The 26,082-nt window shown below is 48.6% G+C and carries 26 protein-coding genes and 4 tRNA genes; 13 read left to right on the top strand and 17 right to left on the bottom strand.

Annotation, left to right across the window (positions count from 1 at the left end):
* Positions 1-67: 67 nt before the first annotated feature.
* From IT781_RS05865 to IT781_RS05805, 13 genes are all read right to left on the bottom strand, one after another.
* Positions 68-964: an alpha/beta hydrolase gene (locus tag IT781_RS05865; RefSeq protein WP_194969208.1), complete on the bottom strand. Its 897-nt coding sequence runs from the start codon at positions 962-964 to the stop codon at positions 68-70.
* Positions 965-1,356: 392 nt separating this feature from the next.
* The gene (gene lipA / locus IT781_RS05860) at positions 1,357-2,328 is read right to left on the bottom strand and encodes a lipoyl synthase (RefSeq protein ID WP_194969207.1); all 972 of its coding nucleotides are present in this window, start codon (positions 2,326-2,328) and stop codon (positions 1,357-1,359) included.
* A complete protein-coding gene (gene lipB / locus IT781_RS05855; protein WP_194969206.1) occupies positions 2,325-2,933 on the bottom strand; it encodes a lipoyl(octanoyl) transferase LipB in 609 nt (202 codons plus the stop codon). The genes lipA and lipB overlap by 4 nt, the downstream gene beginning before the upstream one ends.
* A gap of 136 nt (positions 2,934-3,069) precedes the next feature.
* Entirely contained in the window at positions 3,070-3,336 is a 267-nt protein-coding gene (locus tag IT781_RS05850; protein ID WP_194969205.1) for a YbeD family protein, read from the bottom strand.
* The gene (locus tag IT781_RS05845) at positions 3,333-4,178 is read right to left on the bottom strand and encodes a D-amino acid aminotransferase (RefSeq protein ID WP_194969204.1); all 846 of its coding nucleotides are present in this window, start codon (positions 4,176-4,178) and stop codon (positions 3,333-3,335) included. Before IT781_RS05845 ends, IT781_RS05850 begins: the two co-directional genes overlap by 4 nt.
* Positions 4,178-5,344: a D-alanyl-D-alanine carboxypeptidase family protein gene (locus IT781_RS05840; RefSeq protein WP_194969203.1), complete on the bottom strand. Its 1,167-nt coding sequence runs from the start codon at positions 5,342-5,344 to the stop codon at positions 4,178-4,180. Before IT781_RS05840 ends, IT781_RS05845 begins: the two co-directional genes overlap by 1 nt.
* A 259-nt stretch (positions 5,345-5,603) precedes the next feature.
* A complete protein-coding gene (locus IT781_RS22700; protein ID WP_194969202.1) occupies positions 5,604-6,188 on the bottom strand; it encodes a septal ring lytic transglycosylase RlpA family protein in 585 nt (194 codons plus the stop codon).
* On the bottom strand, positions 6,106-7,083 hold the full coding sequence (gene mltB / locus IT781_RS05830) for a lytic murein transglycosylase B (RefSeq protein ID WP_228778955.1): 978 nt from the start codon (positions 7,081-7,083) through the stop codon (positions 6,106-6,108). Before mltB ends, IT781_RS22700 begins: the two co-directional genes overlap by 83 nt.
* Positions 7,084-7,175: 92 nt before the next feature.
* A complete protein-coding gene (rodA, locus tag IT781_RS05825) occupies positions 7,176-8,306 on the bottom strand; it encodes a rod shape-determining protein RodA (RefSeq protein WP_194969200.1) in 1,131 nt (376 codons plus the stop codon).
* Positions 8,296-10,140 (bottom strand): penicillin-binding protein 2, encoded by a 1,845-nt coding sequence (gene mrdA, locus IT781_RS05820; protein WP_194969199.1) that lies wholly within the window; start codon positions 10,138-10,140, stop codon positions 8,296-8,298. The genes rodA and mrdA overlap by 11 nt, the downstream gene beginning before the upstream one ends.
* Positions 10,141-10,157: 17 nt before the next feature.
* Positions 10,158-10,640: a rod shape-determining protein MreD gene (gene mreD / locus IT781_RS05815; protein ID WP_194969198.1), complete on the bottom strand. Its 483-nt coding sequence runs from the start codon at positions 10,638-10,640 to the stop codon at positions 10,158-10,160.
* Complete coding sequence (gene mreC, locus IT781_RS05810) at positions 10,633-11,538, bottom strand: rod shape-determining protein MreC (RefSeq protein WP_255528658.1); 906 nt, start codon at positions 11,536-11,538, stop codon at positions 10,633-10,635. Before mreC ends, mreD begins: the two co-directional genes overlap by 8 nt.
* A 120-nt stretch (positions 11,539-11,658) precedes the next feature.
* A complete protein-coding gene (locus IT781_RS05805; protein WP_194969197.1) occupies positions 11,659-12,705 on the bottom strand; it encodes a rod shape-determining protein in 1,047 nt (348 codons plus the stop codon).
* Positions 12,706-12,831: 126 nt separating this feature from the next.
* Between IT781_RS05805 and gatC the strand changes: the two genes are divergently transcribed.
* From gatC to gatB, 3 genes are read left to right on the top strand one after another with little or no spacing between them, the layout of a single operon-like run.
* Entirely contained in the window at positions 12,832-13,119 is a 288-nt protein-coding gene (gene gatC / locus IT781_RS05800; RefSeq protein ID WP_194969196.1) for an Asp-tRNA(Asn)/Glu-tRNA(Gln) amidotransferase subunit GatC, read from the top strand.
* Positions 13,120-13,129: 10 nt separating this feature from the next.
* Positions 13,130-14,581: an Asp-tRNA(Asn)/Glu-tRNA(Gln) amidotransferase subunit GatA gene (gene gatA, locus IT781_RS05795; RefSeq protein WP_194969195.1), complete on the top strand. Its 1,452-nt coding sequence runs from the start codon at positions 13,130-13,132 to the stop codon at positions 14,579-14,581.
* A gap of 11 nt (positions 14,582-14,592) precedes the next feature.
* Complete coding sequence (gene gatB / locus IT781_RS05790; protein WP_194969194.1) at positions 14,593-16,023, top strand: Asp-tRNA(Asn)/Glu-tRNA(Gln) amidotransferase subunit GatB; 1,431 nt, start codon at positions 14,593-14,595, stop codon at positions 16,021-16,023.
* A gap of 162 nt (positions 16,024-16,185) precedes the next feature.
* Here gatB and IT781_RS05785 read toward each other — a convergent pair whose 3' ends face one another.
* The 4 genes from IT781_RS05785 to hemA are packed head-to-tail and all read right to left on the bottom strand — an operon-like array spanning position 16,186 to position 19,829.
* On the bottom strand, positions 16,186-16,605 hold the full coding sequence (locus tag IT781_RS05785; protein WP_194969193.1) for a Mov34/MPN/PAD-1 family protein: 420 nt from the start codon (positions 16,603-16,605) through the stop codon (positions 16,186-16,188).
* Between the two features lie 34 nt (positions 16,606-16,639).
* Entirely contained in the window at positions 16,640-17,482 is an 843-nt protein-coding gene (prmC, locus tag IT781_RS05780; RefSeq protein WP_194969192.1) for a peptide chain release factor N(5)-glutamine methyltransferase, read from the bottom strand.
* Positions 17,483-17,487: 5 nt separating this feature from the next.
* Positions 17,488-18,573, bottom strand: a complete 1,086-nt coding sequence (gene prfA, locus IT781_RS05775; protein WP_194969191.1) for a peptide chain release factor 1 — start codon at positions 18,571-18,573, stop codon at positions 17,488-17,490.
* Complete coding sequence (hemA, locus tag IT781_RS05770; RefSeq protein WP_194969190.1) at positions 18,570-19,829, bottom strand: glutamyl-tRNA reductase; 1,260 nt, start codon at positions 19,827-19,829, stop codon at positions 18,570-18,572. The genes prfA and hemA overlap by 4 nt, the downstream gene beginning before the upstream one ends.
* Positions 19,830-20,128: 299 nt before the next feature.
* Here hemA and IT781_RS05765 point away from each other — a divergent pair, with 299 nt between their 5' ends.
* The 10 genes from IT781_RS05765 to IT781_RS05720 all read left to right on the top strand — a co-directional run bounded on the left by IT781_RS05765 (position 20,129) and on the right by IT781_RS05720 (position 25,995).
* Entirely contained in the window at positions 20,129-21,874 is a 1,746-nt protein-coding gene (locus tag IT781_RS05765; protein ID WP_194969189.1) for a tetratricopeptide repeat protein, read from the top strand.
* A 2-nt stretch (positions 21,875-21,876) separates the two neighbouring features.
* Complete coding sequence (gene lolB / locus IT781_RS05760) at positions 21,877-22,470, top strand: lipoprotein insertase outer membrane protein LolB (RefSeq protein ID WP_194969188.1); 594 nt, start codon at positions 21,877-21,879, stop codon at positions 22,468-22,470.
* Positions 22,451-23,332 (top strand): 4-(cytidine 5'-diphospho)-2-C-methyl-D-erythritol kinase, encoded by an 882-nt coding sequence (gene ispE, locus IT781_RS05755; protein WP_194969187.1) that lies wholly within the window; start codon positions 22,451-22,453, stop codon positions 23,330-23,332. The genes lolB and ispE overlap by 20 nt, the downstream gene beginning before the upstream one ends.
* Positions 23,333-23,336: 4 nt before the next feature.
* Positions 23,337-23,411 (top strand) — tRNA-Gln (locus IT781_RS05750).
* Positions 23,412-23,466: 55 nt separating this feature from the next.
* Positions 23,467-24,405: a ribose-phosphate diphosphokinase gene (locus IT781_RS05745; protein WP_348532246.1), complete on the top strand. Its 939-nt coding sequence runs from the start codon at positions 23,467-23,469 to the stop codon at positions 24,403-24,405.
* A 45-nt stretch (positions 24,406-24,450) separates the two neighbouring features.
* The gene (locus IT781_RS05740; RefSeq protein WP_194969185.1) at positions 24,451-25,056 is read left to right on the top strand and encodes a 50S ribosomal protein L25/general stress protein Ctc; all 606 of its coding nucleotides are present in this window, start codon (positions 24,451-24,453) and stop codon (positions 25,054-25,056) included.
* 9 nt (positions 25,057-25,065) lie between these two features.
* Positions 25,066-25,632 (top strand): aminoacyl-tRNA hydrolase, encoded by a 567-nt coding sequence (gene pth, locus IT781_RS05735; protein ID WP_194969184.1) that lies wholly within the window; start codon positions 25,066-25,068, stop codon positions 25,630-25,632.
* Between the two features lie 93 nt (positions 25,633-25,725).
* Positions 25,726-25,810: transfer RNA gene (locus IT781_RS05730), tRNA-Tyr, on the top strand.
* Positions 25,811-25,830: 20 nt separating this feature from the next.
* Positions 25,831-25,904 (top strand) — tRNA-Gly (locus IT781_RS05725).
* A gap of 15 nt (positions 25,905-25,919) precedes the next feature.
* Positions 25,920-25,995: transfer RNA gene (locus IT781_RS05720), tRNA-Thr, on the top strand.
* The last annotated feature ends 87 nt before the right edge of the window (positions 25,996-26,082 follow it).

Here is a 26,082-nt window from a genome sequence, read left to right as displayed (position 1 = left end):
TGCTGTCTTAAAGCCTGTCGCTTTAAGCAAGCCCCGGCTGTTTTTAATAGCCGGGGCTTTTTTATAACTAGAGTTTTCGCGAAAGATCGGTTTCAGGTTCTGCGATCGGGGTAGGAAGTCCTTTCTGAGCTAAATGATGTTGCTGTAGAAAATTCAATAAGCTCGAGCGATTATTTTGAAGATGAAAAGTCTCATCATGACCGACTTCCGATTGGACCATTATTTTGGGCTGTCTTGCTGCCTGATAAAGTTTTTGTCCTTGCGAAAAAGGCACGATTGAATCTTGGCTGCCATGAGCCAGCAATAATGGAACGGGCGCGATATCGGCAATGACATCAATCGGGTTATAGGGATAGTCCATCATGGCCGCTGCAGGATATTGGAATGGCCAGCTGAGCCAGTTTGAGGCGGACACATGGCGAACGATTTCAAAATAGCTGCTGAATGCCGAATCGCTGACAATGCCGGCAAGATGCTGTTTAGCTTTTGGATTGGTTGCTGTAAAGTAGATGCCCAGGCTGGCGCCTATGCTTTGGCCCAGCAAAAAAATGGGTTTATGGTCAGCATGGCCAAGCAGCCAATTGAAGCCCGCTTCAATATCCCAAAAAACTTCTGGTAGACGGGGAGCTCCATCCGATCGGCCAAAGCCTCGGTAATCAATTAGGAAAACCTGATAACCATGCTGCGGCAGCCACGCTACGTTCTGCACATGGGTGCTGATGTTTTGGGCATTGCCGTGCAGAAAATAGATACTGCCTTTCAACTCGCCTTGCGCAGGTAAAAGCCAACCGTATATTTTCAGGCCGTCCCTGGCTTCCAACTGAACATCCTGATAGGCGAGCCCTAGCTTTGCAGGTGTTCTGACTAACGCTTTATCTGGATAAAACATCAGGCCGGAACAAGCTTGCAGCGTGTATGAGAAAATAATGAGGCTGACGATTTTAGATACTCTTTTGATAGCCATCAGAAGTAATACCTGTAGGATTACTGGGCCTGAAGCTTTCATAGCAAAATTGTGATCCAGACCCAATTGAGAAAGAGAAAAGCCGTCTACATTTTTCGATCCAAGGGCAAGCTAACTGGTTCCCAATAATGAGTAAAATAGTCGGCTGAGTGTGATTTCCAGACTTGGATCAATCTCAGCAAAAAAATTGCTATGATCCAGATGAGCATCAATGAGCAATAGCTCAAGCTGTTGTTGAATAAGACGCAAGATAGGCTGATTTCAGCGCTATCTGTGGGCGGGCAAATTATTAGAGTCTACCCCAGACAACGCCAGGAAGTGGTTTGACAGGCCGCTCTGTGGCCGGGGGGCATTATTGTGAGTACAGATGATGAAGCGATTATGCGGGACAGTTAGTCAGTTGGCACATTTATAATAGCCTTGGCTTGCGCGTCAGCGTGATAAGACGACCTGACTAATGGTGCGCTGGCAACTTGTTTAAAGCCCAATGCCTTTGCCATGACGGCATATTCCTCAAATTGTTCCGGAGTAATATAGCGCTTGACCGGCAAATGGGCTTTGCTGGGCTGCAGGTATTGGCCCAGGGTCAGCATGGAGCAGCCGTGATCCAGTAAATCTTTCATGACCTGATGGACTTCATGAGGCTCCTCTCCAAGGCCGAGCATCAGTCCGGATTTGGTAGGGGTCTGAGGCTGAGCATCGCTATATTTTTGAAGCAATTGCAATGAACCTGAATAGTCGGCGCCGGGGCGAGCCTGCTGGTACAGCCTGGGAACCGTTTCCAGGTTATGGTTAAAGACATCACAGGGCTGTCCGGCCAATATTTCAACGGCCTTATCCATGCGGCCGCGAAAGTCCGGCACCAGAATTTCGATTTTGGTTGTGGGAATCAATTGCCGAATCGCACCAATGCAGTCAGCAAAGTGGCCAGCGCCGCCGTCTTTCAGATCGTCCCGATTTACCGAAGTGATGACGACATATTTCAAGGCCAATGCCTGAATCGCCTGAGCCAGATGTTGGGGCTCTTCTTTGTCGAGCGCCAATGGTTTGCCGTGGGCAACATCGCAGAACGGGCAGCGGCGCGTGCATAAATCACCCATGATCATGAAAGTCGCTGTGCCGTGCTGAAAGCACTCGGAGAGATTGGGGCAGGCGGCTTCCTCGCAGACCGTATGCAGCTGGTTCTGGCGCAATAACTGTTTTACCCGGCTGACTTCCTCGCTGGCCGATAGTTTCATGCGTATCCATTCGGGTTTGCGCAGAGGAGTCTGGACCGGCTCGACTTTGATCGGAATCCTTGCCAGTTTTTCAGCATTGCGTTGGTGCGATTCGGGCGTGGAGCGGGAAGGCGCTTGATGAGTCATTTTTGTATAGCCGTGGTTATAGCCTGAATAACAGGGATGGCGAGTTCGGAATTGTTGACGGTGACGCCCAGATCAGCCAGTTGGGTCACTTCCAGTTCAGGATAGCCGCAAGTATTGATGGAGTCAAAAGGACTCAAATCCATCTGGTTATTGAAGCTTAGGCCGTGATAGCTGCAGTTTTTCTTGATCCGTATGCCGAGCGAACCGATTTTTTTGCCGTCCACGTAGACGCCGGGCGCATCGGCTCTGGCAAGCGCAGTAATGCCATAGCAGGCCAAAGTATCGATCATGGCTTGCTCCAGAATCGTCACCAATTGCCGGACGCCTATTTTTAGCCGTTTAATGTCCAGCAATGTATAAATGACCAATTGCCCAGGGCCGTGATAAGTAATTTGACCGCCCCGGTCGGAATGAATGACGGGGATGGCACCTGCATCGAGCAGGTGTTCGGGCTTGCCGTTTATGCCCAGTGTATAAACGGGAAAATGCTCCACGACCCATATCTCATCGATCGTTTCTTCGGTACGATCCAGCGTGAACTGCTGCATAGCCTGCCACGTCGTTTCGTAGTGCTGTAGCCCCAGGTTTCGTATCGTTATCTGCATGGCGCTAAGTTAGGCTTTTGCCAGAGAGGCAGAGAATCCCGTATAGTAGAGCCAACCGTTTTTCTCTGCGTCTTCGTGGCTAAGAGTGTTGCTTGGACGGTGTTGTGAGCAAAGCATTGAGCCATGCTATGCCCGCCTACAACGCCATCAAAACATGCGGGCTGGCCGTCAAATCCTGATAGATGGCATCCAGCTGTTCCCGGCTGAACGCCTCTACCGTTACAGTGATGGCGGTGTAATTGCCGCCCTTGCTGGGACGGGATGTCACTGCGCCTTCTCTGAGGTCAGGACTGTGGCGACGGATAATTTCCACGATCAGCACATCAAGCTCGGGGCTGGTTCTGCCCATTACTTTGATAGCAAATTGGCAGGGAAATTCTAAAAGGGATTGTTCTTCGTTCATGACAGGGACTGCTTATAAGCTTGGAAAAGCCGATTCATGTTCTGCCATACCGGACCGGGTCTGCCGTCTGCCACTTTGTGGGAGTCAAACTCTACAACTGGTATGATTTCACGCGTGGAACTGGTTAACCAGATCTCGCTGGCATTGTTTAAAGCTTCCAAGGCAATAATTTCCTCTCTGTAAGGAATGTTGTTTTGTTGTGCGATTTCCAGAATGACATCGCGGGTAATTCCCGGCAATATCTCGCAGCTTTTGGGCGGAGTAATCAGGATGCCATCGATCACCGCGAAAATATTGCTTGCCGCGCCCTCGGTCACATAGCCGTCTTTATTGACTAAGACAGCCTCGGCGCAGCCTTGTTCAACAGCCTGTTGCCTAAGAAGGATATTAGCCAGCAGCGTGGTCGCTTTGACATGACACAGCTCCCAACGGCTGTCATCCAGGCTGATTGCCTTGACGCCGGTCTCCCGCCCTTCAAACGGCGCTATGTTTGAACACATGGCGAAAACGGTAGGCTCGGTTTTTTCCGGAAACGCATGGTCTCTTTTAGGCGCAACGCCGCGCGTAACCTGTAGATAGATATATTGATCCCCGCTAGGGCTTAGCAGTTCCGTCAGAATCTTCAGCCACTGCTCGCGGCTATGAGGATTGGTCAGGCGAATATTGTTAAGGCTGTTTTCCAACCGTTCCATGTGCTCCTGGAAGCGGAATAACTGACCATGATAGGCCGGAATGACTTCATAGATGCCGTCGCCGAACAAAAATCCACGGTCCATAACCGATATTTTAGCTTCACTAAGAGGCAGGTATTGGCCGTTTAAATAAACCGTTTTATTTTCCATTATTTTTCCATTAATAGTAGAGCTTGATCATAGATTCTTTGAAGAATATTGCCCTTCTCCACGGCTTTAAGCACTACCAGATCTTTAGTGGTAATCACTTCATTTGCCAGCGAGACTGTTACAGTGCCGAATTTTTCGCCTTCTTTTACTGGCGCGGTAATGTTTTTATCGACATTCATGACAGCTTTCAGGTCTTTATAGTGATGGCGTGGAACCGTAGCAAAAAGATCTTCTGTCAGACCGAGGGACACATTTTTGCTGTCGCCTCTCCATATTCTCGCTTCGGTTATAGGCGTTTTGGCCTGATAGAGCCGGTGCGATTCAAAAAAGCGGAATCCGTAATTAAGCAGGTTTTGATTTTCGTTAGCTCTGACATTAGAACTCGACGTCCCCATCACGACAGAGATCAATCGCATATTATCCCTTAATGCAGAAGCGACGAGGCAATAGCCGGCATCATCGGTGAAGCCGGTCTTAACACCATCTACTGTTGCATCGCGCCAGAGCAATTTATTGCGATTTTGCTGGGTGATCTTGTTATAAGTAAATTCCTTCTGTGAAAACCAGCGGTAGTACTCGGGAAATTCCTTGATTAGAGCGCGGGTCAGCGTCGCAAGATCGCGCGCCGTTGTGTAATGCTCCGGGGCAGGCAGTCCATCGCTGTTGACGAAATGGGTATTGACCATGCCCAGGCGTGCCGCATGCTGATTCATCATGTCGGCGAATGTCGTCTCATTGCCGCCTATATGTTCGGCTAAAGCGACGCTGGCATCATTGCCCGATTGAATGATTATGCCATGCAGCAAATCTTCAATGGATACCTGATTATTGACTTCAAGAAACATGCGCGAGCCGGAAGTCTGCCAGGCTTTTTGACTGATAGTGGCTTTGTCGTCGAGATGCAGGTGGCCGTTGCTGAGTTCCCGGAAGGCCACATAGACGGTCATGATTTTGGTGAGACTGGCCGGGGCTACCTTGGCGTCAGCGTTGCTGTCCGCCAGTACTTTTCCCGTAGCAAAATCCTGCAAAATATAAGCGCTTGCGGCAACAGTAGGCGCAGCCGGGGTTGCAATGTCCTCATCTGCTGAATTTGCCTGGAAAGCGGCAAGCAGTAAACCCAAAAATATAACAAAGTAGAAGCGGAAATAACTTTTTAAAAACATCATGATAAGTAAGGGCTAGGGCTGGCTAAATCGTAGCCTTATTGTACCATGTGATTTTTTAATTTTGTCTGGTTTCTGTGACAAATTTAAGCATCTTTTACGACAATTTTTTGCCAATTGCCCATTCAGCTTGTCCGCATCCATAGCTGAGTCTATAGGGGCATCTAAACTTTATAAAGAATGGATTTTTATAGGGTGGAGAATAAAATTTTAGGCTGGCGCAAGCCATGAGTAATAATTTTGTCTTATAACTTCTGCGCTTTTAGGGGGTATCTAAAGCACCTACTTGCAAATAGGCCTGATTTTTCTGCTTTGTTGCAGAGGCTCGCTGTTGGGACAAGGCCTGTTCAGGCGCTAAGGGCTTGATTTCAACCATCCCGGTTCCAGTTTTATGAATTCCCAGTTTTTTGGCTGCTATATAGGACAGATCCAATACTCTGTTGCCGTGATAAGGTCCCCGATCATTGATGCGGACAATGACGCTGCGCTTGTTTTTCAAGTTGGTCACGCGAGCATACGATGGAATCGGCAGCGTTTTCGAGGCAGCAGTCATGGCGTACATGTCGAATATTTCACCGTTAGCGGTTTTTTTGCCATGAAAGCGGGGGCCATACCATGAAGCAACGCCTTTTTTCAGATAGTGGGTAATACCGGATGATAGATTTTCTTGTTGAGATGCTTCCTTTGAAGCGGCGCTCTTTTGCTCATCCTTTGATAAGGGATGAAACCATGAGTCAGTGATAGATCTAGAAGCCAACTCGACTTTAGAGATCTGGATTTTTTCTATCTGCTCCGTAGCGCAACTGGTCAGAATGAAAAAGGAAATGGGGATTATGATTTTCTTCATATATTGAAGCCTTTTTGTTTGAAATGGCCTGGCTTAACTGGTAAACCGCCATTGCATATAAAGGGCTGTGATTGTAACGCGTGATCACATAAAAATTGTCTAAAGCAGCCCAGAGTTCTTTATTTTGTTCTTGTTCAAAGGCAAGAAGTTTTATCTTGCTGTTTATAGGTAATGATGCTGATATATCAACGTCAAAGGATTGTAACTCTGCAATAGTTAAATCGGGCTTAAGGTCGGGCTTGAGGATGGCCTTATACTTTTTGCCTTTGGCTTTAACCGGAAAGGCGATTGCCTGGCCCGGTTGCCATTGATGCCGGGAAAAATAATTGGCGATACTGGCGATGACATCGTTGTTGTTATGCCAGATATCGCGGCGATTATCATGATCAAAATCGACGGCATAAGTTCTGAAACTGCTGGGCATAAACTGCGGTATGCCCATGGCGCCAGCATAAGAGCCGGTTGGCTCAAGCGGATTTATGTGCTCATCGCGGCAAAGCAGCAGAAAATTTTCCAATTCGCCGAGAAAGAATTGGCTGCGCGGCGGATAGGCAAACGCCAGGGTAGATAGCGCGTCGATGACGCGATGATTGCCGGTATTTTGTCCATACAGGGTTTCAACCCCTATGATGGCGACAATAATTGCCGCCGGAACGCCATATTGCTGTTCGGCGGAGGCCAGGGCTTGCGCATTTTCCTGCCAGAATTTCACTCCGCCGTTGATGCGGGATTCGGTCATAAATATGTTGCGATATTTATGCCATGGCAGCCCTTCGGCCGGCTTCGAAATGGTTTTAAGTATGTTTTCCTTTATCTGGACTGACTGAAACAGCTCATTAAGTTCGGATTCATCGAATTGATGCGTTGCGGCCATTTGCTGGATGAAAGCATCCATGCGGTCCGTTTCTTTAATATTGGAGGTGCATGAGGCGGCAGTTAAACAGAGGCCGCTTAGCAGAAAGCGGCCTAGCATATTTTTCAATTTCATCAGTTTGGCAAAAGTTTTCTATGCGTATGAATGGACATCAGGATACCGAATCCGGCCAGCAGGGTCACTATTGAGGTGCCGCCGTAACTGATTAACGGTAACGGAACGCCTACGACAGGCAGAATGCCTATGACCATGCCAATGTTGACGAACACGTACACGAAAAAAGTGAAGGACAGACTGCCGGCCAGTAATCGGCTGTAGGTATCTTGAGCCTGCGAGGCGATGTACAGGCAGCGGCCAATAATGAGCAGGTACAGTATCAGTAGACCCACGCAGCCGAAAAGACCGAATTCCTCGGCAAATACGGCAAAAATAAAGTCAGTCGAACTTTCCGGCAGGAAATCCAGTTCCGACTGTGTACTGCCCAGCCAGCCCTTGCCGTAGATGCCGCCCGAGCCGATAGCTATTTTCGATTGAATAATATGATAGCCTCTGCCCATCGGATCGGCTTCGGGATTTAGGAAAGTCAGTACCCGGTCGCGTTGATAGTCGTGCATCAGGTGCCAGACGATAGGCGCCAGAGAAGCTAATATAGCAATAATAGCCAGGATGAAAAGCCAGGAAAGACCGGCAAAAAACAGCACGCCGGCGCCAGAACTGGCTACCAGCAGAGCCGTCCCCAGATCCGGTTGTTTGGCAATCAATAAAGTCGGGACCACGATCAGAACGGCGGCTATGCAGAGTTGTTTCCATTTAGGAGGCAGTGAGTGCTCGGACAGATACCAGGCAATCATCATGGGCGTCGTGATTTTGATCATTTCCGACGGCTGGAAGCGAAAAAAGCCCAGGTCCAGCCAGCGCTGCGCGCCTTTACCGATCTGTCCCATGATCAGTACGGCGATGAGCAGCAAGATGCCCAGGCTAAACAGCACGGCCGAATAACGCTTAAACTGATAAGGATTGACATGAGCCAGTAATGTCATCAAGCCAAAGGCCAGTCCGACCCGAGCCGCCTGGCGTATCAGTATGCCCATTTCCTGGCTGCCAGCGCTGTAAAGAATCACGAAACTGACCATTGCCGCGAGGAAAAGCGCGATAAACAAGGGCACATCGATGTGCAGTTTTCTGAGCAGATTGCCTAAAGCTGAAGGCGGTTCGAATTGTTCTCTGCGGGTTTCAGTTCTCATTGTCGCTCTCTAAATATTGCTTAATGACTTTTCCGGCGATAGGCGCTGCGACCGAGCCGCCATGACCGCCGTTTTCAGCAATGACCGCCACTGCAATCTTGGGATCATCGGCCGGTGCAAAAGCAATAAACAACGCGTGATCGCGCAGTTTGAATTCGATTTCATTTTCGTTGTATTTGGCGTCCTGTTTAATATTGAAAACCTGCGCGGTCCCCGTTTTTCCGCCAATTTGATAATTAATGTTCCTGCCGATGATCTTGGCTGTCCCGCGTTCGCCATGGACCACGTTGACCATGGCGGTGAGAATACTATTGATGTTTTCCTGCTTAACCGGCAGGGTGCCTTTATGGGTCTCGGGGCCATGCGTCGTGCTATCGGCATTGACGATTTTGTCCACCAGAAACGGTGTGACAATATTGCCTTTATTGGCCAGTGTCGCCATGGCTCTGGCAAGCTGCAATGGCGTTACTTGGGTAAAACCCTGGCCGATGCCGGTGATTATCGTTTCCCCAGGATACCAGGATTGATTTCTCTGTCGGCGTTTCCACTCACGAGATGGCATCAAGCCCGCTTTCTCCCCGACCAGATCGATGCCGGTTTTCTCGCCAAAGCCGAACTGCTGCAAAAAATCATGCATGTTATCTATGCCTAAAGCAGAAGCTAGGCTATAAAAATAGACGTCGCAAGACTGCATGATGGCATCGTTTAAATTAACAGAGCCGTGGCCCCACTTTTTCCAGTCCCGGTAGCGGTGGCTGACGCCAGGCAGCTGATAAAAGCCCGGACAGAAAATTCTGTGCTGCGTGCCTATTGCGTTATATTCAAGCCCTGCCAGACCGACAAATGGCTTCAGTGTCGAGCCGGGCGGATACAGACCGCGCAGTGCGCGATTGTAGAGCGGCCGGTTCTCGGATGAATTCAGCGCCTGATAGGCGTCATTGCTTATGCCGACAACGAACGGATTGGGATCGAAGCCGGGACGGCTGGCGAATACCAGTACGCCGCCCGTTTTAACATCAATCGCAACAACGGCGCCGTTATAGATGTCCAGCGCGTCGTAGGCGGTTTTCTGGAGATCAATATCCAGTGTAAGGTAGAGATTGGCGCCGGGTGTCGGCTCCACGGCATTGACCGTTCGGATGGCTCGCGCCTGGGCGTTGGTTTCGATTTCCGCATACCCTGTTTTGCCGTGAAGTTGAGCTTCATAGCTGCTTTCAATGCCTATTTTGCCGATATGGCTTGAGCCCTGATATTCAGCCACCGGCAATGTCTTGAGTTCGGTTTCGTTGATGCGCCCCACATAGCCGACCACATGAGAGGCCAACTCGGCATAGGGATAATGCCGGGCCAGATGAACCTGAATATCAACGCCGGGGAAAAAAGGACGGGCGACGGCAAACTTGGCAAGCTCTTCTTCGGTCATGTTCATCAGCAGCGGGGTGCTGGCGAAGCGTTTTTCCCGTTTGCGCTGCTTATGGTACTGCTGGATTTTTTCGTCGGGGATATTGAGCAGTTTCTGTAAGCGCTTCAATGTGTCATTGAGGTCTTTGATCTGTTCAGGGATTAGCTCAAGGCTATAAGAAGGCATGTTCTCGGCCAGAATCTTTCCATTGCGATCATAAATCATGCCTCGAGTTGGTACTAAAGGCTTGATTTTGATGCTGTTGTCTTTTGCCAGGCTTGAATAATGCTCATGACCGACAATTTGCAGATAGACCAGTCGGACAATCAGGGCGGAAGTTAATAGTAAGATGATAACGAATGCGACGATGATGCGGTTGAGGAACAGGCGATTCTCTACTGAGTTATCTTTAATAATATATGTGCGGGACATGACAGCAGCGAATTGTTTTACTTAGCGCGTCGTGACAGACGGATAAAGCGTAGCATTGTATAAACCAAAGGCCAGCATAATGTGCCAGTAATAACGGGAAGCCAGAAGGATGGATGAAGCTGGGAAGGGTGCTGGAGATTTTTTATCCAGAACAGCAGCAATTGGGATAACAACAGGCAGAAAAAGATAAACAGCCCCTGTTGAATCAAAGGGTATTGGCGCAGCCGCTTATGAAGCTTGAGGCAAAGATAAATAACTAGCGAATAAGCCAATGCATATTGGCCGAATAACTTGCCCATCAACACATCGGTAAGCAAACCAAAAGCCCAGGCATGGAATATGCCGACTCGCTCCGGCACGGCAAGCGACCAATAGATGAGAGACAGCAGCACCCAGTCGGGATTAATGGCCGCCATCATGTCCGGCATGGGGGCAATTCTTAAGCACATCGCCAAGACTATGGTCAAAATGATTCGGCCAAAGCCATAGTAGTTATTCATCGGCAGGTGTCTCGGTTTTCTTGTCGTTCGCTTTTTGTGGTGAGGTTAAAGGAATGGGCGTGGTATTGCTCCAGACAATCATCAGTTCCCTGTTTCGGTTCAGCATGGCTTTAGGTGTCGCGGTAATGCTGGCGAAAGGTTTATTGGGCTCCGGTGTAAATTCATCCACAACCGCGACAGGGTAGCCTTGCGGAAAAGTGCCGCCCAAACCGGATGTAATCAATAAGTCGCCAGGTTGGATATCGGCATTGTTCGGCAAATAGGGCAGATTAAGCCGGTTCATTTGGCCGCTACCGACTGCAATGGTCAGCAAGCCGTTTCGATTTACCTGAACCGGAATGGCATGATTCGGATCGGTAATCAACATGATCTCAGAGCTGAGCGGCAGGCTCCGAATGACCTGTCCGACAACGCCGTTGGCGTCAAGCACGGGCTGCTGAGGGTGAACGCCGAAGCGAGTCCCTTTGTTGACTTGCACAATGTGTTCATAAGGATCCATGTTGATCGACAGCAATTCTGCAACCAGCACCTGTTCGCCGAGTTTGAATGAGTTCTCCAGCAGTGCGCGTAGTCGGATATTTTCTTTTTCCAGCGCAGCAAATTTCAGTAGTCGGGTTTGTTGGATAAGTTGCTCTTCGCGCAATCTTTCATTTTCTTTTTTTAAGGCGGTGTAAGAGCTGATAGAGTCGGAAGTCTGCTCGATCAGCGTGGAAGGCAAATTGACCAGATATTTTATTGGGTCGATAAAAAACGATAATGTGGCGCGAAGCGGGTCCAGTCGGATGCTGGTCTGTTCCGTCGCTAGCAGGGCGATAGAGGCGATTACTGCCACTAGCAGGCGGGTATTGATCGATGGACCGGTGGCAAATAAAAGTTTGATGGCGGATTTCCTCGGCAATTGCTCCTAGCGCTGCTCTACCTCCTGCATCCGTGCAGTCATCTTATCAGTTAAAAAGAAGCGGCCGGGCGGCGTGCGTCCCGGCATCTGCCAGAATAAGCGATTAAAGGCTATGCATCATTATTCTAATGAAAAGGTTGAGACTCCTTTTTTATCCAGCATTTCCAGAACCATGCCGCCGCCTCTGGCAACACAAGTCAAGGGGTCGTCGGCAATAAACACAGGCAAGCCTGTTTCTTCAGCCAGCAGCCGATCAATGTCCTTTAGCAAGGCACCGCCCCCGGTCAAATAAATACCACGGTTGGCGACATCGGCTCCCAATTCGGGCGGAGTCTGCTCCAAGGCCACTTTGACTGCTCCGACGATGCCCGACAGCGGTTCCTGCAGTGCTTCCAGTATTTCGTTGCTGTTCAGGGCGAAACTGCGCGGCACGCCTTCTGCCAGATTACGTCCCTTTACTTCTATTTCCTTGACTTCACTGCCGGGATAAGCCGTGCCGATTTCAAATTTTATTCTCTCTGCTGTGGATTCGCCGATTAGCGTGCCGTAGTTTCTGCGCACATAATTAATGATGGCTTCATCAAAACGGTCGCCCCCGATACGGACAGAGTTGGAATAGACGATACCGTTTATGGAGATGACGGCCACCTCGGAAGTGCCGCCGCCGATATCGAGAACCATCGACCCCGATGCCTCATCGACCGGGAGGCCTGCACCGATCGCTGCAGACATGGGTTCTTCTATCAAGTAAACCTCACGCGCACCGGCCATGGCCGCAGATTCCCGAATGGCGCGACGTTCAACCTGGGTTGACCCACAAGGCACGCAGATCAAAATGCGCGGACTAGGACGCAACAGTTTGCTTTGGTGGACTTTTTCGATAAAAAATCTGAGCATTCTTTCCGTGACGGCAAAATCGGCGATTACACCGTCTTTCAAAGGACGGATGGCCGTGATATTGCCAGGGGTGCGTCCTAGCATGCGCTTTGCGTCAGCGCCAACCGCGGCGATGGTTTTAGAGCCACGGACTTTGTCTTCTTTGATGGCGACAACTGACGGTTCATTAAGCACAATCCCCTGGCCGGGAATATAAATCAATGTGTTGGCGGTACCCAAGTCAATCGAAAGGTCATTAGAAAAAAGGCCGCGAATTCTTTTGAAGAACATTTTTTACCTGTGTCCTTTGTGGGGAATAAAATTGTACTACTTTATCAATCAAGCGGGTATTTGAGCAAGATATAAAGTATCATATTTATAATTATACAAAATCTCTGAAATTTTGAGGAGTTGATAGTGTCTTTGACGACTGATGATGTGAAGAAAATTGCGCATTTAGCGCGCTTGGGTATTGATGAATCGGACATTGAATCTTACGCAAAGGACTTATCCCGCATGCTGGATTTAATGACGCAGATGAGCGAACTGAATACCGATGACGTCATTCCAATGGCTCATCCGATGGATCAGGTGCAAAGATTAAGGCCGGATACCGTTACGGAACGGAACAACCGCGAGCAGTTCCAGGCCATTGCGCCACAAGTTGAAGCGGGACTTTATCTAGTGCCGAAAGTCATTGAATAAGGGAATAGTCATGCACAATAAGTCAATTACAGATTTAGCTAAAGGCCTGCGTTCAGGCGAATTTTCAAGTGTCGAACTGACTCAGGCGTTTTTGAACCGGATCAAACAACACAGCTCGCTTAATTGTTATATTACAGTCACCGAAGATTTAGCCCTCCAGGAGGCTAAGGCCGCCGATGACAGAATCGCCAAAGGCGATGCGACACTGCTGACCGGCATACCTATCGCACAGAAAGACATTTTTTGCACGCAAGGCGTGAAAACCACTTGCGGCTCTAAAATACTCGATAACTTCATCGCGCCCTATAACGCCACCGTCGTGGAGAAATTCAACCAGGCCGGGTCCGTGATGCTGGGCAAGCTCAATATGGACGAATTCGCCATGGGCTCGTCAAACGAAACCAGTTATTACGGCGCGGTCAGAAACCCTTGGGATCACAATGCTATTCCAGGCGGTTCGTCAGGCGGTTCGGCCGCGGCCGTGGCGGCGGGACTGGCCGTCTGCGCGACTGGAACGGATACGGGCGGGTCAATTCGCCAGCCAGCCTCGCATTGCGGCATTACGGGGTTGAAGCCGACTTACGGGCGCGTGTCGCGTTACGGCATGATCGCTTATGCGTCCAGCCTGGATCAAGGCGGCCCCATGGCGCGTAGCGCCGAAGATGCGGCCATCATGCTGCAGGTGATGGCAGGGTTCGATGAGCGGGATTCAACCAGTGTCGATCTGCCGGTGCCTGATTATCGCGCGGGGCTGAGTAATCCTATCGAAGGACTCAAAATCGGGCTGCCGAAAGAGTTCTTCGGCGCCGGGCTCAACAGCGACGTTGCCGCCGTTATTGAAGCCGCCGTCAATGAATACCGGAAATTGGGCGCGCATATCAAGGAAGTTTCGATGCCTAATCTGAAGCTGGCCATTCCGGCTTATTACGTTATCGCGTCGGCCGAATGTTCAGCCAACCTGTCCCGCTTTGATGGTGTACGCTACGGCTACCGTTGCGCCAATCCGGAAGATCTAACGGATCTCTATACGCGCTCACGTGGCGAAGGCTTCGGCAAGGAAGTCAAACGCCGGATTCTGATGGGAACCTATGCGCTATCGGCCGGCTATTATGACGCCTACTATATTAAGGCTCAGAAAGTTCGCCGCTTAATCAGTGATGACTTTAAAAAGGCCTTGTCGGAAGTCGATGTGATCATGGGGCCGGTGGCGCCGTCTGCCGCTTTCGGCATAGGCGAGAAAATCGGCAATCCAATCGAGATGTATTTATCCGATATCTATACCATTGCCATCAACCTCGCCGGATTGCCGGCCATGTCCATGCCAGCCGGAGTCGTCGGTGGTAAACCGGTGGGCCTGCAGATCATCGGCAATTATTTTGCGGAACACCGGTTGTTGAATATTGCTCATCAATATCAGCAGGTTACCGATTGGCATCAACAAAGTCCTAAAGGTTTTGAGTAAAGGGGAAAATCATGGAATGGGAAGCAGTGATCGGGTTGGAAATTCATACGCAACTCGCCACAAAATCTAAAATTTTTTCCGGCGCCTCGACAGCTTACGGCGCAGAGCCTAATACGCAGGCTTGCGCGGTCGATCTGGGTCTGCCCGGTGTTCTGCCGGTTCTGAACGAGGAAGCCGTACGCATGGCGGTACTGTTCGGCCTGGCTATTGAAGCGGAAGTTGCGCCGTATTCGGTTTTCGCCAGAAAAAACTATTTTTATCCGGACTTACCTAAGGGCTATCAAATCAGTCAGTTTGAGTTGCCCATCGTAGGCCTTGGGCATCTGGATATTGACGTGGATGGCGTCAAAAAACGCGTCGGCGTGACGCGCGCGCATCTTGAAGAAGACGCCGGTAAATCGCTGCACGAGGATTTTCATGGCTTGACCGGTATCGACTTAAACCGTGCCGGTACGCCGCTGCTGGAGATCGTGTCCGAGCCGGATATGCGTTCGGCGAAAGAAGCGGTCGCCTACATGAGAAAACTGCATGAGCTGGTGCGTTACCTGGGCATTTGCGACGGCAATATGCAGGAAGGTTCATTCCGCTGCGATGCCAACGTGTCGGTGCGGCCCAAAGGCCAGCAAGCGTTCGGCACGCGTGCCGAAATCAAGAATATCAACTCGTTCAGGTTCGTCGAGAAGGCTATCAACTATGAAATTGAGCGCCAGATCGATCTGATCGAGAGCGGTGGCGAGGTAGTTCAGGAAACACGGCTTTATGATGCAGATAAGGATCAGACCCGCTCAATGCGCAGCAAGGAAGAGGCCAACGATTACCGGTATTTCCCCGATCCGGACCTGTTGCCCGTGGTTGTCGATGAGGCGTTTAAAGCACAAGTAAAAGCGACAATGCCCGAATTGCCGGATGCGAAAAAGCAGCGCTTCAAGGATCAATACGGATTGGATGATGAAAGCACCGCAATACTGACTTCATCGCGCCCATTGGCCGATTATTTTGAGGCTGTGGTGAAAGAATCAGCTTGTGAAGCAAGAATTTGTGCCAATTGGGTAACGGGCGATCTCTCAGCCGCGCTTAACCGGTCTGGATTGGAAATCACTGATTCGCCGGTTAGCCACGAACGTTTGGCGGGATTGCTGGCGCGCATCAGCGACAACACGATTTCGGGAAAAATCGCCAAGCAGGTGTTTGAGGAGATGTGGCAAGGCACGGCTTCAGCCGATGAGATTATCGAAGCCAAGGGCTTAAAGCAAATTACCGACACTGGCGCGATAGAAGCCATTATCGACAAGATCATCGCCAATAACCCGGAGCAGGTTGAGCAATATCGTAGCGGTAAAGACAAAGTGTTCGGCTTTTTTGTCGGTCAGGTCATGAAAGAGATGCAGGGCAAGGCCAATCCCGGCGAAGTGAATAAAATGCTGAAGGATAAGTTGAAATAAGCTCTGTCTTATGAAATGTGCCGGGCATCTGTACTTTAACAGTCATGCCCGGCACATTTCAGCATCGGTTCAATTGGCCGGAAGCCGGTTGACCGCTTTTGAACCTTGGCATGAAAGGCTACTGCTGCCAATATCAACGGCAAAACCGGGATTGAGCAAGGTTTAGTCTTCGCTCAACGCCAGCGCGATTTCTCTGGCAGATTGCTGTTCTATCCTGAAGCCGCGCATTTCCAGAATGCCTTTCGTGTTTAATGAAATAATCAGATACAGCGCGTCCGGGTAAGCGGCCCATTCCAAGTCAATAGCTGACGGTTGGGCCGGCGCGCTTGGGTGCGAATGATAAATGGCGAAAAGCGCTTCGCCCTGATCGCGCATAGCGGCCATGGCGGCGATTTGTTGCGATGGATCCAGTTGAAAACGCTGTCCAGGCCGTTCTGCAATGTTGTTGATCGGATAGCAGCGAATCGGCAGGCCATTTTTACTGCCGATAAGACCGCAGACTTCCTGGTCGGGGGATTGCTGCGCGAGATGCAGTAACTGGTTGGTGATTTTGCGTGGAATATGGATTTCTTCTTGCATCATAAGATGAGTAAAGTAAAAGTTAAAATCGGCGGGCTTATTTATTCCATTGGCCGTAGGTGACGCGCGGTTGCCCTGACAAATCCTGATAGGTTTGCACCTTATCATAGCCCAAGCCTTTAAAGATTGTTTGTATCTGATGTTGCTGGTTGTAGCCATGTTCGATCAGTAAATGCCCTTGAGGTTTCAAGCGGCCACGCGCCCCGTCCGCTATAATCTTTATATCTCTGAGCCCTTGCTGGGCGGCGACCAGGGCGGTTTGCGGTTCAAACCGGACATCACCTTCCTGTAGATGGCTATCGTCTTCGGCAATATAAGGTGGATTGCTGATCACCAGATCGAATTGGATGTTGGGTACATTGTTAAACCAGTCGCTCTGGTAAAAGCGGATGTTGGTGATGTGGTGTTGTTGGGCATTATGCTCGGCTATTTTTAGCGCTGCCGGACTGAAATCGGTTGCTATGACTTGAGCATGAGGGCGCTCGGCGGCCAGTGTGACGGCGATAATGCCGGAGCCGGTTCCCAGGTCTATAAGTTTGAAGGGTTTATTAGGCGGTATGAGCTCCAATCCAAGCTCTACGAGCAGTTCGGTGTCCGGGCGCGGGATCAGCACGTCCGGCGAGACGTGGAAATCGCGCGACCAGAATTCCCGGCGGCCGATAAGATAGGCAACAGGCATGCCTTTTCGTCGTTTTTCAATCGATGTCCAGAATTGTTCCAGCTGTTCAGGATCTAGCAGTTTATCGGGCCAGGTTCGCAGATAAGAGCGTTCTTTTTGAAGGGCATGACACAATAAAACCTCGGCATCCAGCAACGCGGAGTCGGAGATGGATGCCAGCGCGTCGACTGCATCAGCCAGCGCGGATTTGATGCTGTGCATCCGGCCTACTCTTCGCCCAGTTGAGTCAGTAATTCCGCCTGGTGCTCACTGATCAGCGGCTGGATGACCTGCTCAAGGCCTCCTTCCATGATGTCTTCAAGTTTATAGAGGGTCAGATTGATCCTGTGGTCAGTTAGCCGGCCTTGCGGATAGTTATAAGTGCGGATGCGCTCGGAGCGGTCGCCGCTGCCGACTTGCAGCTTTCGAGTCGCTGCCTGTTCGGCGTGGTGTTTTTCCTGTTCGGCGGCTAAAAGACGCGATTGCAGCAAAGACATGGCTCGGGCGCGGTTTTTGTGTTGCGAACGTTCATCCTGGCATTCGACTACGACACCGGTTGGGATGTGGGTGATACGAATTGCTGATTCGGTACGGTTAACGTGCTGGCCGCCGGCGCCTGATGCACGGTACGTGTCGACTCGCAGGTCGGCCGGATTGATGTCAAAAGCATCAATTTCCTCGACTTCGGGCATGACAGCGATAGTACAGGCGGAGGTATGAATACGGCCTTGCGATTCGGTTTCAGGCACCCGTTGTACACGGTGCGCGCCGGATTCGAATTTTAGCTGGGAGTAAACGTCCTGCCCGGAAACGCGCAGAATGACTTCCTTGTAGCCGCCGTGATCGCCGGGACTCTCGCTGATGATTTCGGTTCTCCAGCCTTTCCTTTCAGCAAAGCGTTGGTACATGCGCGCCAGATCGCCCGAGAAAATGGCCGCTTCATCACCGCCGGTTCCTGCCCGGACTTCCAGAAAAATGTTGCGGTTATCGTTGGGATCTTTAGGCAGCAATAGAATTTGCAGTTCATGTTCCAGCGCTTCTATCTGATTTTCCGCTTCAATAACCTCTTCCTTGGCCATTTCGCGCAGTTCCGGATCACTGTCGTTGGCCATTTCCTCGGCGGAAGCCAGCGCGTCCAGCGCTTTTTGATAGCGCTTGTAGCAATCAACGATCGGGTTGATTTGGGCATACTCCTGGCTCAGTGAACGAAATTTATTTTGATTGCCTTGAACTTCCGGGTCGGAGAGCAGCGCCGCGATTTCATCGTAGCGTTCGCACAAATTTTCGAGTTTATGTTGTATGGATGGTTTCATTGAGTCTGTTTTAATTTAAAAATTTCGCGGGCAGCGGCAACCAGATCATGTCTTTCGTTCTCGCCGGCTTCTCTGATTTGAATGCTGGGCGTATGTATCAGTTTATTGGTCAGGCTGTAAGCAAGCCGGCTCAAAGTTTCTTCAGGTGAGGTGCCGTTCTTTAGCAATGCCAATGCTTTTTGCAGAGCTTCATCGCGCACTTGTTCAGCTTGATGACGATAGTCGCGGATAGTTGACTGTGCGCCTTGCGAGCGTAACCAGGCTAAAAAATAGCCCACTTGTGTGTCAATGATTTCTTCGGCCTGTTCCGCGGCTTGGCGGCGCGAGTTCATGTTCTGGTCTATAGTGTTCTGCAGATCATCAATCGTATAAAGATATACATCTCTGAGCTGCTCTACTTCAGCTTCGATATCGCGCGGAACGGCCAGATCTACCATGAACACGGGCTTATGTTTGCGTTTCTTGATCGCGCTTTCGACACTGCCTTTACCAAGGATCGGCAACTGGCTGGCCGTTGATGAGATGACAATGTCGGCTTCAGCCAGATGAGTGGGCAGTTCGGATAAGGCGATAGCATAACCGTTGAACTGGGAAGCTAAAGTATGGGCTTTATCGTATGTGCGATTAGCGACAATAATGCGGCCTATGCCCTGTTGTGATAGATGACGGGCTGCCAATTCGATGGTTTCGCCGGCGCCGATCAGCAAGGCAGTTTGTTCGCTGAGTTTGTCAAAGATTTGCTGTGCCAGCTGGACAGCTGCGAAGGCCACCGATACCGGGCTAGAGCCGATAGCCGTATCTGTGCGGACTTTCTTGGCTGCTGAAAATGTGTATTGGAAAAGTTTGCCTAACTGTTTTCCTAAAGTTCCTGCTTCATAGGCTGCCTGATAAGCCGTTTTCATCTGTCCGAGAATTTGCGGTTCGCCTAGTATCATTGAATCCAGGCCGCATGCGACCCGAAACATATGGCGGATCAGTTGGCTGTCAGTATGGCAATACAGGTAAGGCGTAAGCTCTGCCGGGTCGATATTTCTGCTTTCGGCAACCCAATCGATCAGAATCTGCTTGTTTGCCGTGGATGTTTTGCAGTAAAACTCGGTCCTGTTACAGGTTGAAAGAATCGCGGCTTCACTGATTTCTTTCAGGTGCCATAATTCCTGTAGCGATGATTCCAGAATTTCGGCAGGGAATGCCAGGCGCTCCCGGATGGAAACCGGGGCGGTATTGTAATTAATCCCTACTGCAAGAAGTGTCATGGTATCGATGGTTAAGAGTTTATGTGTTCTAGAGTACTATAATAATATTTTTATACAGTGATTTTTTATCTTGGCATCGACACAGTCGATCAGGAACTTTGCTGTAGCCAACACGTCCACAGCTATACACAATTACTGAGACCAGATGGCTTTCAGGTAAATTCAAAGTATATTATGAGGGCTTATTCTAAAGAAATATAACGGCTTTATCCAAATCGAATAAATCAACTGTCTGAATCAGCTGATTTTTCTGATAATCTATTAACTTATATCTAGTGAGTGATAAATAGGACGATTGCGTGGTGATTTTTAGATTGATTTCAGTGCTAACTCTGGTCTTGCTTAATGGCTGTGCTGGTTCGCAGGATAAGCTTAATTCGCAGGAGGAGTCTGTTGAGCCTGTCAAAATATCCCAAACAAAGGGAGAAGCTCAGTCCGGCAGTATAAAAACGGAGATCGATCCTGATGTGATGTATATGTTATTGGCGGCAGAACTTGCTGGGCAAAGAGGGCAATATGAGATTGCGCTGGAAGGTTATATGGAAGCTGCCAAGCGTACCAAGGATCCGCGATTTGCTGAGAGAGCTGCAAAAATCGCTATGTATATGAAAGACAGCAATAAGACAAACGAGGCTGTTTCCCTATGGTTGTCTCAAGATTCCAATAATATAACAGCCAGAAAAATTGCTGCATTATCGGCTTTAAGAGCGGGTGATAAACAAGTTGCCGTTGAGCATATGGATAAATTGCTGATAATTGATCCTGCCGGTTTTGAGAATTCAATGCTGGAATTGGCGGTTGCGCTGGAAAAGGAAAATAAGGTCTCTTTCTTGTATGATGTGTTGGATGCGTTATCTCTGCGTCATCAAAATCAGGCTGAGGTCTATTTTGTACAGTCATTGTTGGCCATGCAGATGAAAAATACTGATTTGGCTAAAACGAAAATACAGCAAGCTTTGGATGTGCAGCCTGATTGGGATAAGGCGCAGATTTTTCAGGCTCAGATCTCGGCGTCTTCAGGCGATCTGAATACTGCGGCAAAATTGCTGGAGAAGGCGGCCGCCAAGTATCCGGAAAATGATAAAATTAAAAAATTATTGGCGCAGGTTTTAATAAAAGCAGAAAAATATGAAGAGGCCGGTGAAGTTTATCAGGGCATAATTTCTGCTAATCCAAATGATGCTGAAAGCCAGTTCGCCTTGGCATTGGTGCATTTGCAGTTAAGTAGAGATAATAAGGCTGAGGATATTTTAAAAAAATTGCTGGAGCAGCCGGAGTGGCAATCCCAAGCTAGCTTTTATCTGGGTAAGATAGAAGAAAAACGCAAGAACACGAAAAAGGCTATGGCTTGGTTTGATAAGGTAAAGGATGGGCCTTTTGTTCTCGATGCAGAGATTTCCGCGATTTCATTGCTTGCAAAAGATAATCAATTTGATGAAGCTAATTCCAGGCTCAACAGTTTGCGGAGTCAGTTTCCAAAACAGAAGCTGCGGCTCATTCTGATTCAGGCCGAGCTGTATAATCAACAAAAGCAATATGAGCAAGCGTTTAATCTATTAACAAATGCGTTGGCCGATATGCCTGAGCAGAAAGAATTGTTATATACCCGGGCATTGATGGCTGAGCGCCTCAACAGATTGGATATATTGGAAGTCGATCTAAAAAAAATACTGGCTGAAGATCCTGATAATGCCGAAGCGCTAAATGCTTTAGGATATACCTTGGCGGAAAAAACTGATCGTTACGCTGAAGCTGAAAAATATCTGGAGAAAGCGCTTAGGCTGCAGCCGGACGAGGCAGTTATTATGGATAGTTATGGATGGTTGCAATTTAAGCTAGGAAATACTGAGCAAGCCTTGTTTTACCTTCAGAAGGCCTATGCAAAAAGGCAGGAAGGTGAAATAGCGGCGCATCTTGCCGAGGTTTTGTGGGCTTTAAATAGAAAATCTGAAGCGAGAAAAATATTTACTAAAGCCATTAAAGATGCCCCGGAAGATGAAGATCTATTGGATTTTCAACAAAGAGTACTAAACACTGCGGAATAGTTGTGTCACGTTTTAAAGCAAAGCTTTTTATTTGTGGTTGTTTGTCCCTATTAATGTCGGCCTGTTCCGTTGTTCCAGTTGAGCCTGGCGGGTATTACTCGAAGGCTGGAAGAGCTCATCTTTATAAGTTGAAACAGTGGGCTTTTGATGGGCGTTTGGCTGTTTCAGGGCATAACGATTCCTGGACCGCAAATATAAGTTGGGAGCATGAGCCTGGCGAAGAAAAAATAAAACTATCTGGACCGTTGGGGCAGGGCGCCATGCTTATCCGGCTGGTGAACGATTTTGTGACTGTTGATCGCGGAGATGGAAAAGTAGAATCTTCAGCAAGGTCGGAAGAATTTATTAATCAACAGTTAGGTATCTTTGTGCCTGTGCATTCGCTTCGGTACTGGGTTGTGGGGTTGCCCGAGCCTTCCCGGGAATTTGAAGAAGTTGGTGACGGTTTCAGGCAGGCGGGATGGCATAGCGAATACAAAGAAATGCAGCGCGCAGAAGGTGAGATTATGCCGCGTAAAATCACAGTAACAAATGATCAAGTCAAATTAAAGTTAATCGTAGATCGTTGGGATTTAGATGTCGCAAAAGCAAAATAAGCAGTCCGCATGGATGGAGAAATGGCCGGCGCCGGCAAAATTAAATTTGATGTTACGTATTACTGGTCAAAGAGAAGATGGCTATCATCTGTTACAAACTGTATTTCAATTTGTGGATCTATGTGATTGGATAACCTTTCGCCCGGTTGAGGATGGGCGAGTCAGTTTGCATAAAGCTATTCCCGGTGTTCCCGAGTTAGATGATTTAACCATTAAGGCAGCAAATTTATTGAAGGCAGAGACCGGATGCACTCATGGAGTGTGCATTGAGGTGGAGAAGAACTTGCCTATGGGTGGCGGTTTGGGTGGAGGAAGCTCTGACGCTGCTACTACTTTAGTGGTGCTGAATGAATTGTGGAGCCTAGGTTTGACAACTGAGAAGTTGATGACGTTAGGTCTGGCTTTGGGGGCGGATGTTCCGATATTTGTGTATGGCTATTCCTCCTGGGCAGAAGGTGTCGGTGAAAAACTTGAAAAAATAGATATTCCAGAACAATGGGTTGTGATTATTAAGCCTGATTGTCATGTGAATACAAAAGAAATATTTTCAGCAAAAGATTTGACAAGAAATAGTAAATCAATCACAATAGGCGACTTTATAGCGGGCCAGCATCAAAATGATTGTCTTGGTGTGGTTCGTGAGCGTTACCAGTCTGTTAAAGATGCTTTGGTTGATTTGTCTGATTTTTCTGAGGCAAGGCTGACCGGAACAGGTGCTTGTATTTTTGCGCAATTTGATTCGGAAGATACTGCAGTTTATGCCTATAAGTCGCTTAAAGATAAGTGGCAGGCTTATCTGGCTAAGGGAGTTAATGAATCACCACTGTTTTCAAAGCTGAAGTTTGGTAAGTATACATCTTGATTATTGGGCCGTCGCCAAGCGGTAAGGCACGGGGTTTTGATCCCCGCATACCAAGGTTCGAATCCTTGCGGCCCAGCCATTTACCTCCACTAAGTTAAATTCAGTTTGGGAGTGCTTGAATGAGTGACACCTCTATGATGGTGTTTTCTGGAAATGCTAACCTGGCTTTGTCTGAAGGTATAGTAAGAAAGCTCAATATGCGCCTTGGTATGGCGACTGTCGGTAGATTTAGCGATGGTGAGGTTGCGGTAGAAATAGAGGAGAACGTCCGGGGTAAGGATGTTTTTGTTATTCAGCCGACCTGTTCGCCTACAAATGAAAACTTAATGGAATTGCTTGTGATGATTGATGCGCTTAAAAGGGCGTCAGCGTCACGGATTACTGCTGTCATGCCATATTATGGTTATGCTAGGCAGGATAGAAGATCGCGATCGGCTCGGGTGCCTATCAGTGCGAAGTTGGTTGCCAGGATGATCGAACAGGCGGGCGCCAACAGGGTGTTGACTGTTGATTTGCATGCTGATCAGATCCAAGGTTTTTTTGACATACCAGTTGATAATGTGTATTCGTCGCCAATTCTTCTCGGTGATGTGTGGCGGCAGAAATATAAAGATCTGATTGTTGTCTCGCCGGATGTGGGTGGTGTAGTTAGGGCGCGTGCCCTTGCTAAACGATTGGATGATGCTGATCTTGCAATCATTGATAAGCGCAGGCCAAAGGCTAACGTTGCAGAGGTTATGCATATTATTGGTGATGTTAATGGGCGCACCTGTGTATTGATTGATGACTTGGTTGATACTGCGGGCACTTTATGTCATGCAGCGGATGCGCTAAAAAAGCATGGGGCGATAAAGGTGGTTGCTTACTGCACGCATGCTGTGCTTTCAGGTAAGGCCATGAAAAACCTCTATGGTTCGGAACTTGATGAGCTGGTTGTTACCGATACTATACCATTAAGTCAAGAAGCGATCAGCTTGGGTAAGATAAGGCAATTGAGTGTTGCTGAAATGTTGGCTGAGACTATAAGGCGTATAGCAGTAGGTGAATCAGTTAGTTCACTTTATGTCGATTGATATAATTTAATGTGTGTGCTTGAAGGCACGGAGTTGAGAGGAAAGATGTCTAACGTATTTGAGTTTGTTGCCGAAAGTCGTGGGCAATCAGGTAAAAGCGCAGCAAGAAGCGTGCGTCGTCAAGGTAAGGTTCCTGCGGTGATATACGGTGGGCATGGTGAGCCTCAAATGCTGTTGTTGAGTCACAATGAAGTTGTTAAGCATTTGGCGCATGAGGCGGTTTACTCTCATGTTCTTGATGTTACTGTTGATGGAAAAACAGAAAAAGCCATTTTGAAAGGTGTTCAGCGTCATCCTGCTAAGGTTCAGGTTCTCCATTTGGATTTTCAGCGTGTGAGTATGTCAGAGGTTCTTAAGGTGCATGTGCCTTTGCATTTTATCAATGAAGATACTTCCATAGGCGGCAAAAAGGGTGGGGTTGCTACTCACTCTATGGTTGATGTGGAGGTTACATGCTTGCCTTCTGCTCTGCCAGAATATATTGAAGTAAATTTGGCTAATTTGGATATTGGTGAGTCGATTCATCTCTCTGACTTAGTTCTGCCGGCTGGAGTGGAAATTGTGGTATTGTCGCACGGGCCTGAGCATGATTTGCCTGTGGTGTCTATGATGGCTTCAAGAGGTAGTGCTGAAGAATCATCAGAAGCTTAAAAACAGCGGGTGATTAAACTTGTAGTTGGGCTGGGTAATCCTGGGCGACAATATGAAAAAACCCGGCATAATGCCGGGTTTTTATTTTTGGATGAACTGGCATCTAAATTCGGCTGTGTTTGGGTGAGTGATCCCAGATTTCAAGGGGTGCTCTCTGAGTATAATGCTTCGATGGGGAAGGTGATGCTTTTAAAGCCTGAAACCTTCATGAATCGTAGTGGGCAATCTGTTGGTAAGATTGTGCGTTATTATAAAATAATGCCGGAAGAGATTTTGGTTGTTCATGATGAACTGGATCTTGATGCGGGTATCGTCAAGCTGAAAAAGGGTGGCGGGCATGCAGGGCATAATGGTTTAAAGGATATTATTGCGCATCTGGGCTCAAGAGACTTTTGTAGATTAAGGATAGGTATTGGTCGGCCAGGTGTAGGGAAGGTTGTTGCTGACTATGTGCTGGGATCTCCTTCAAAGAGTGAGTGGGAGTTAATTAATTCAGCCATTGACGCAGGGATTGCGTGTATGGATAAGTTGGTGGCTGGTGACGTCGCGGCTGTGATGAATAAATTGCACGCCTAATGTGCTGGGTGTGCCAGTGAAAAATAAAATTTCCAAATAAAAAAGTTGACAAGTTGTCATTGTTCCAAGATAATAGTTGACTTATCCGATATCGGAGGGGTTCCCGAGCGGCCAAAGGGATCAGACTGTAAATCTGCCGGTTCTACCTTCGGAGGTTCGAATCCTCCCCCCTCCACCATCATCAATTAAAAGAAATCTGCGGGTGTAGTTCAATGGTAGAACTCCAGCCTTCCAAGCTGATCACGTGGGTTCGATTCCCATCACCCGCTCCAAATTTTCTGTATTAGGCCCATATAGCTCAGGAGGTAGAGCACTTCCTTGGTAAGGAAGAGGTCACCGGTTCAAATCCGGTTATGGGCTCCAGTTGTAATATTGATTGTTAAAGGCGTATTAAAATGGCCAAAGAAAAATTTACACGTACTAAGCCACACGTAAACGTAGGCACCATCG

It is taken from the genome of Methylobacter sp. BlB1, from assembly GCF_015476545.1.
Lineage (GTDB): Bacteria > Pseudomonadota > Gammaproteobacteria > Methylococcales > Methylomonadaceae > Methylobacter.
This window is presented reverse-complemented; position numbering and strand designations above follow the sequence as displayed.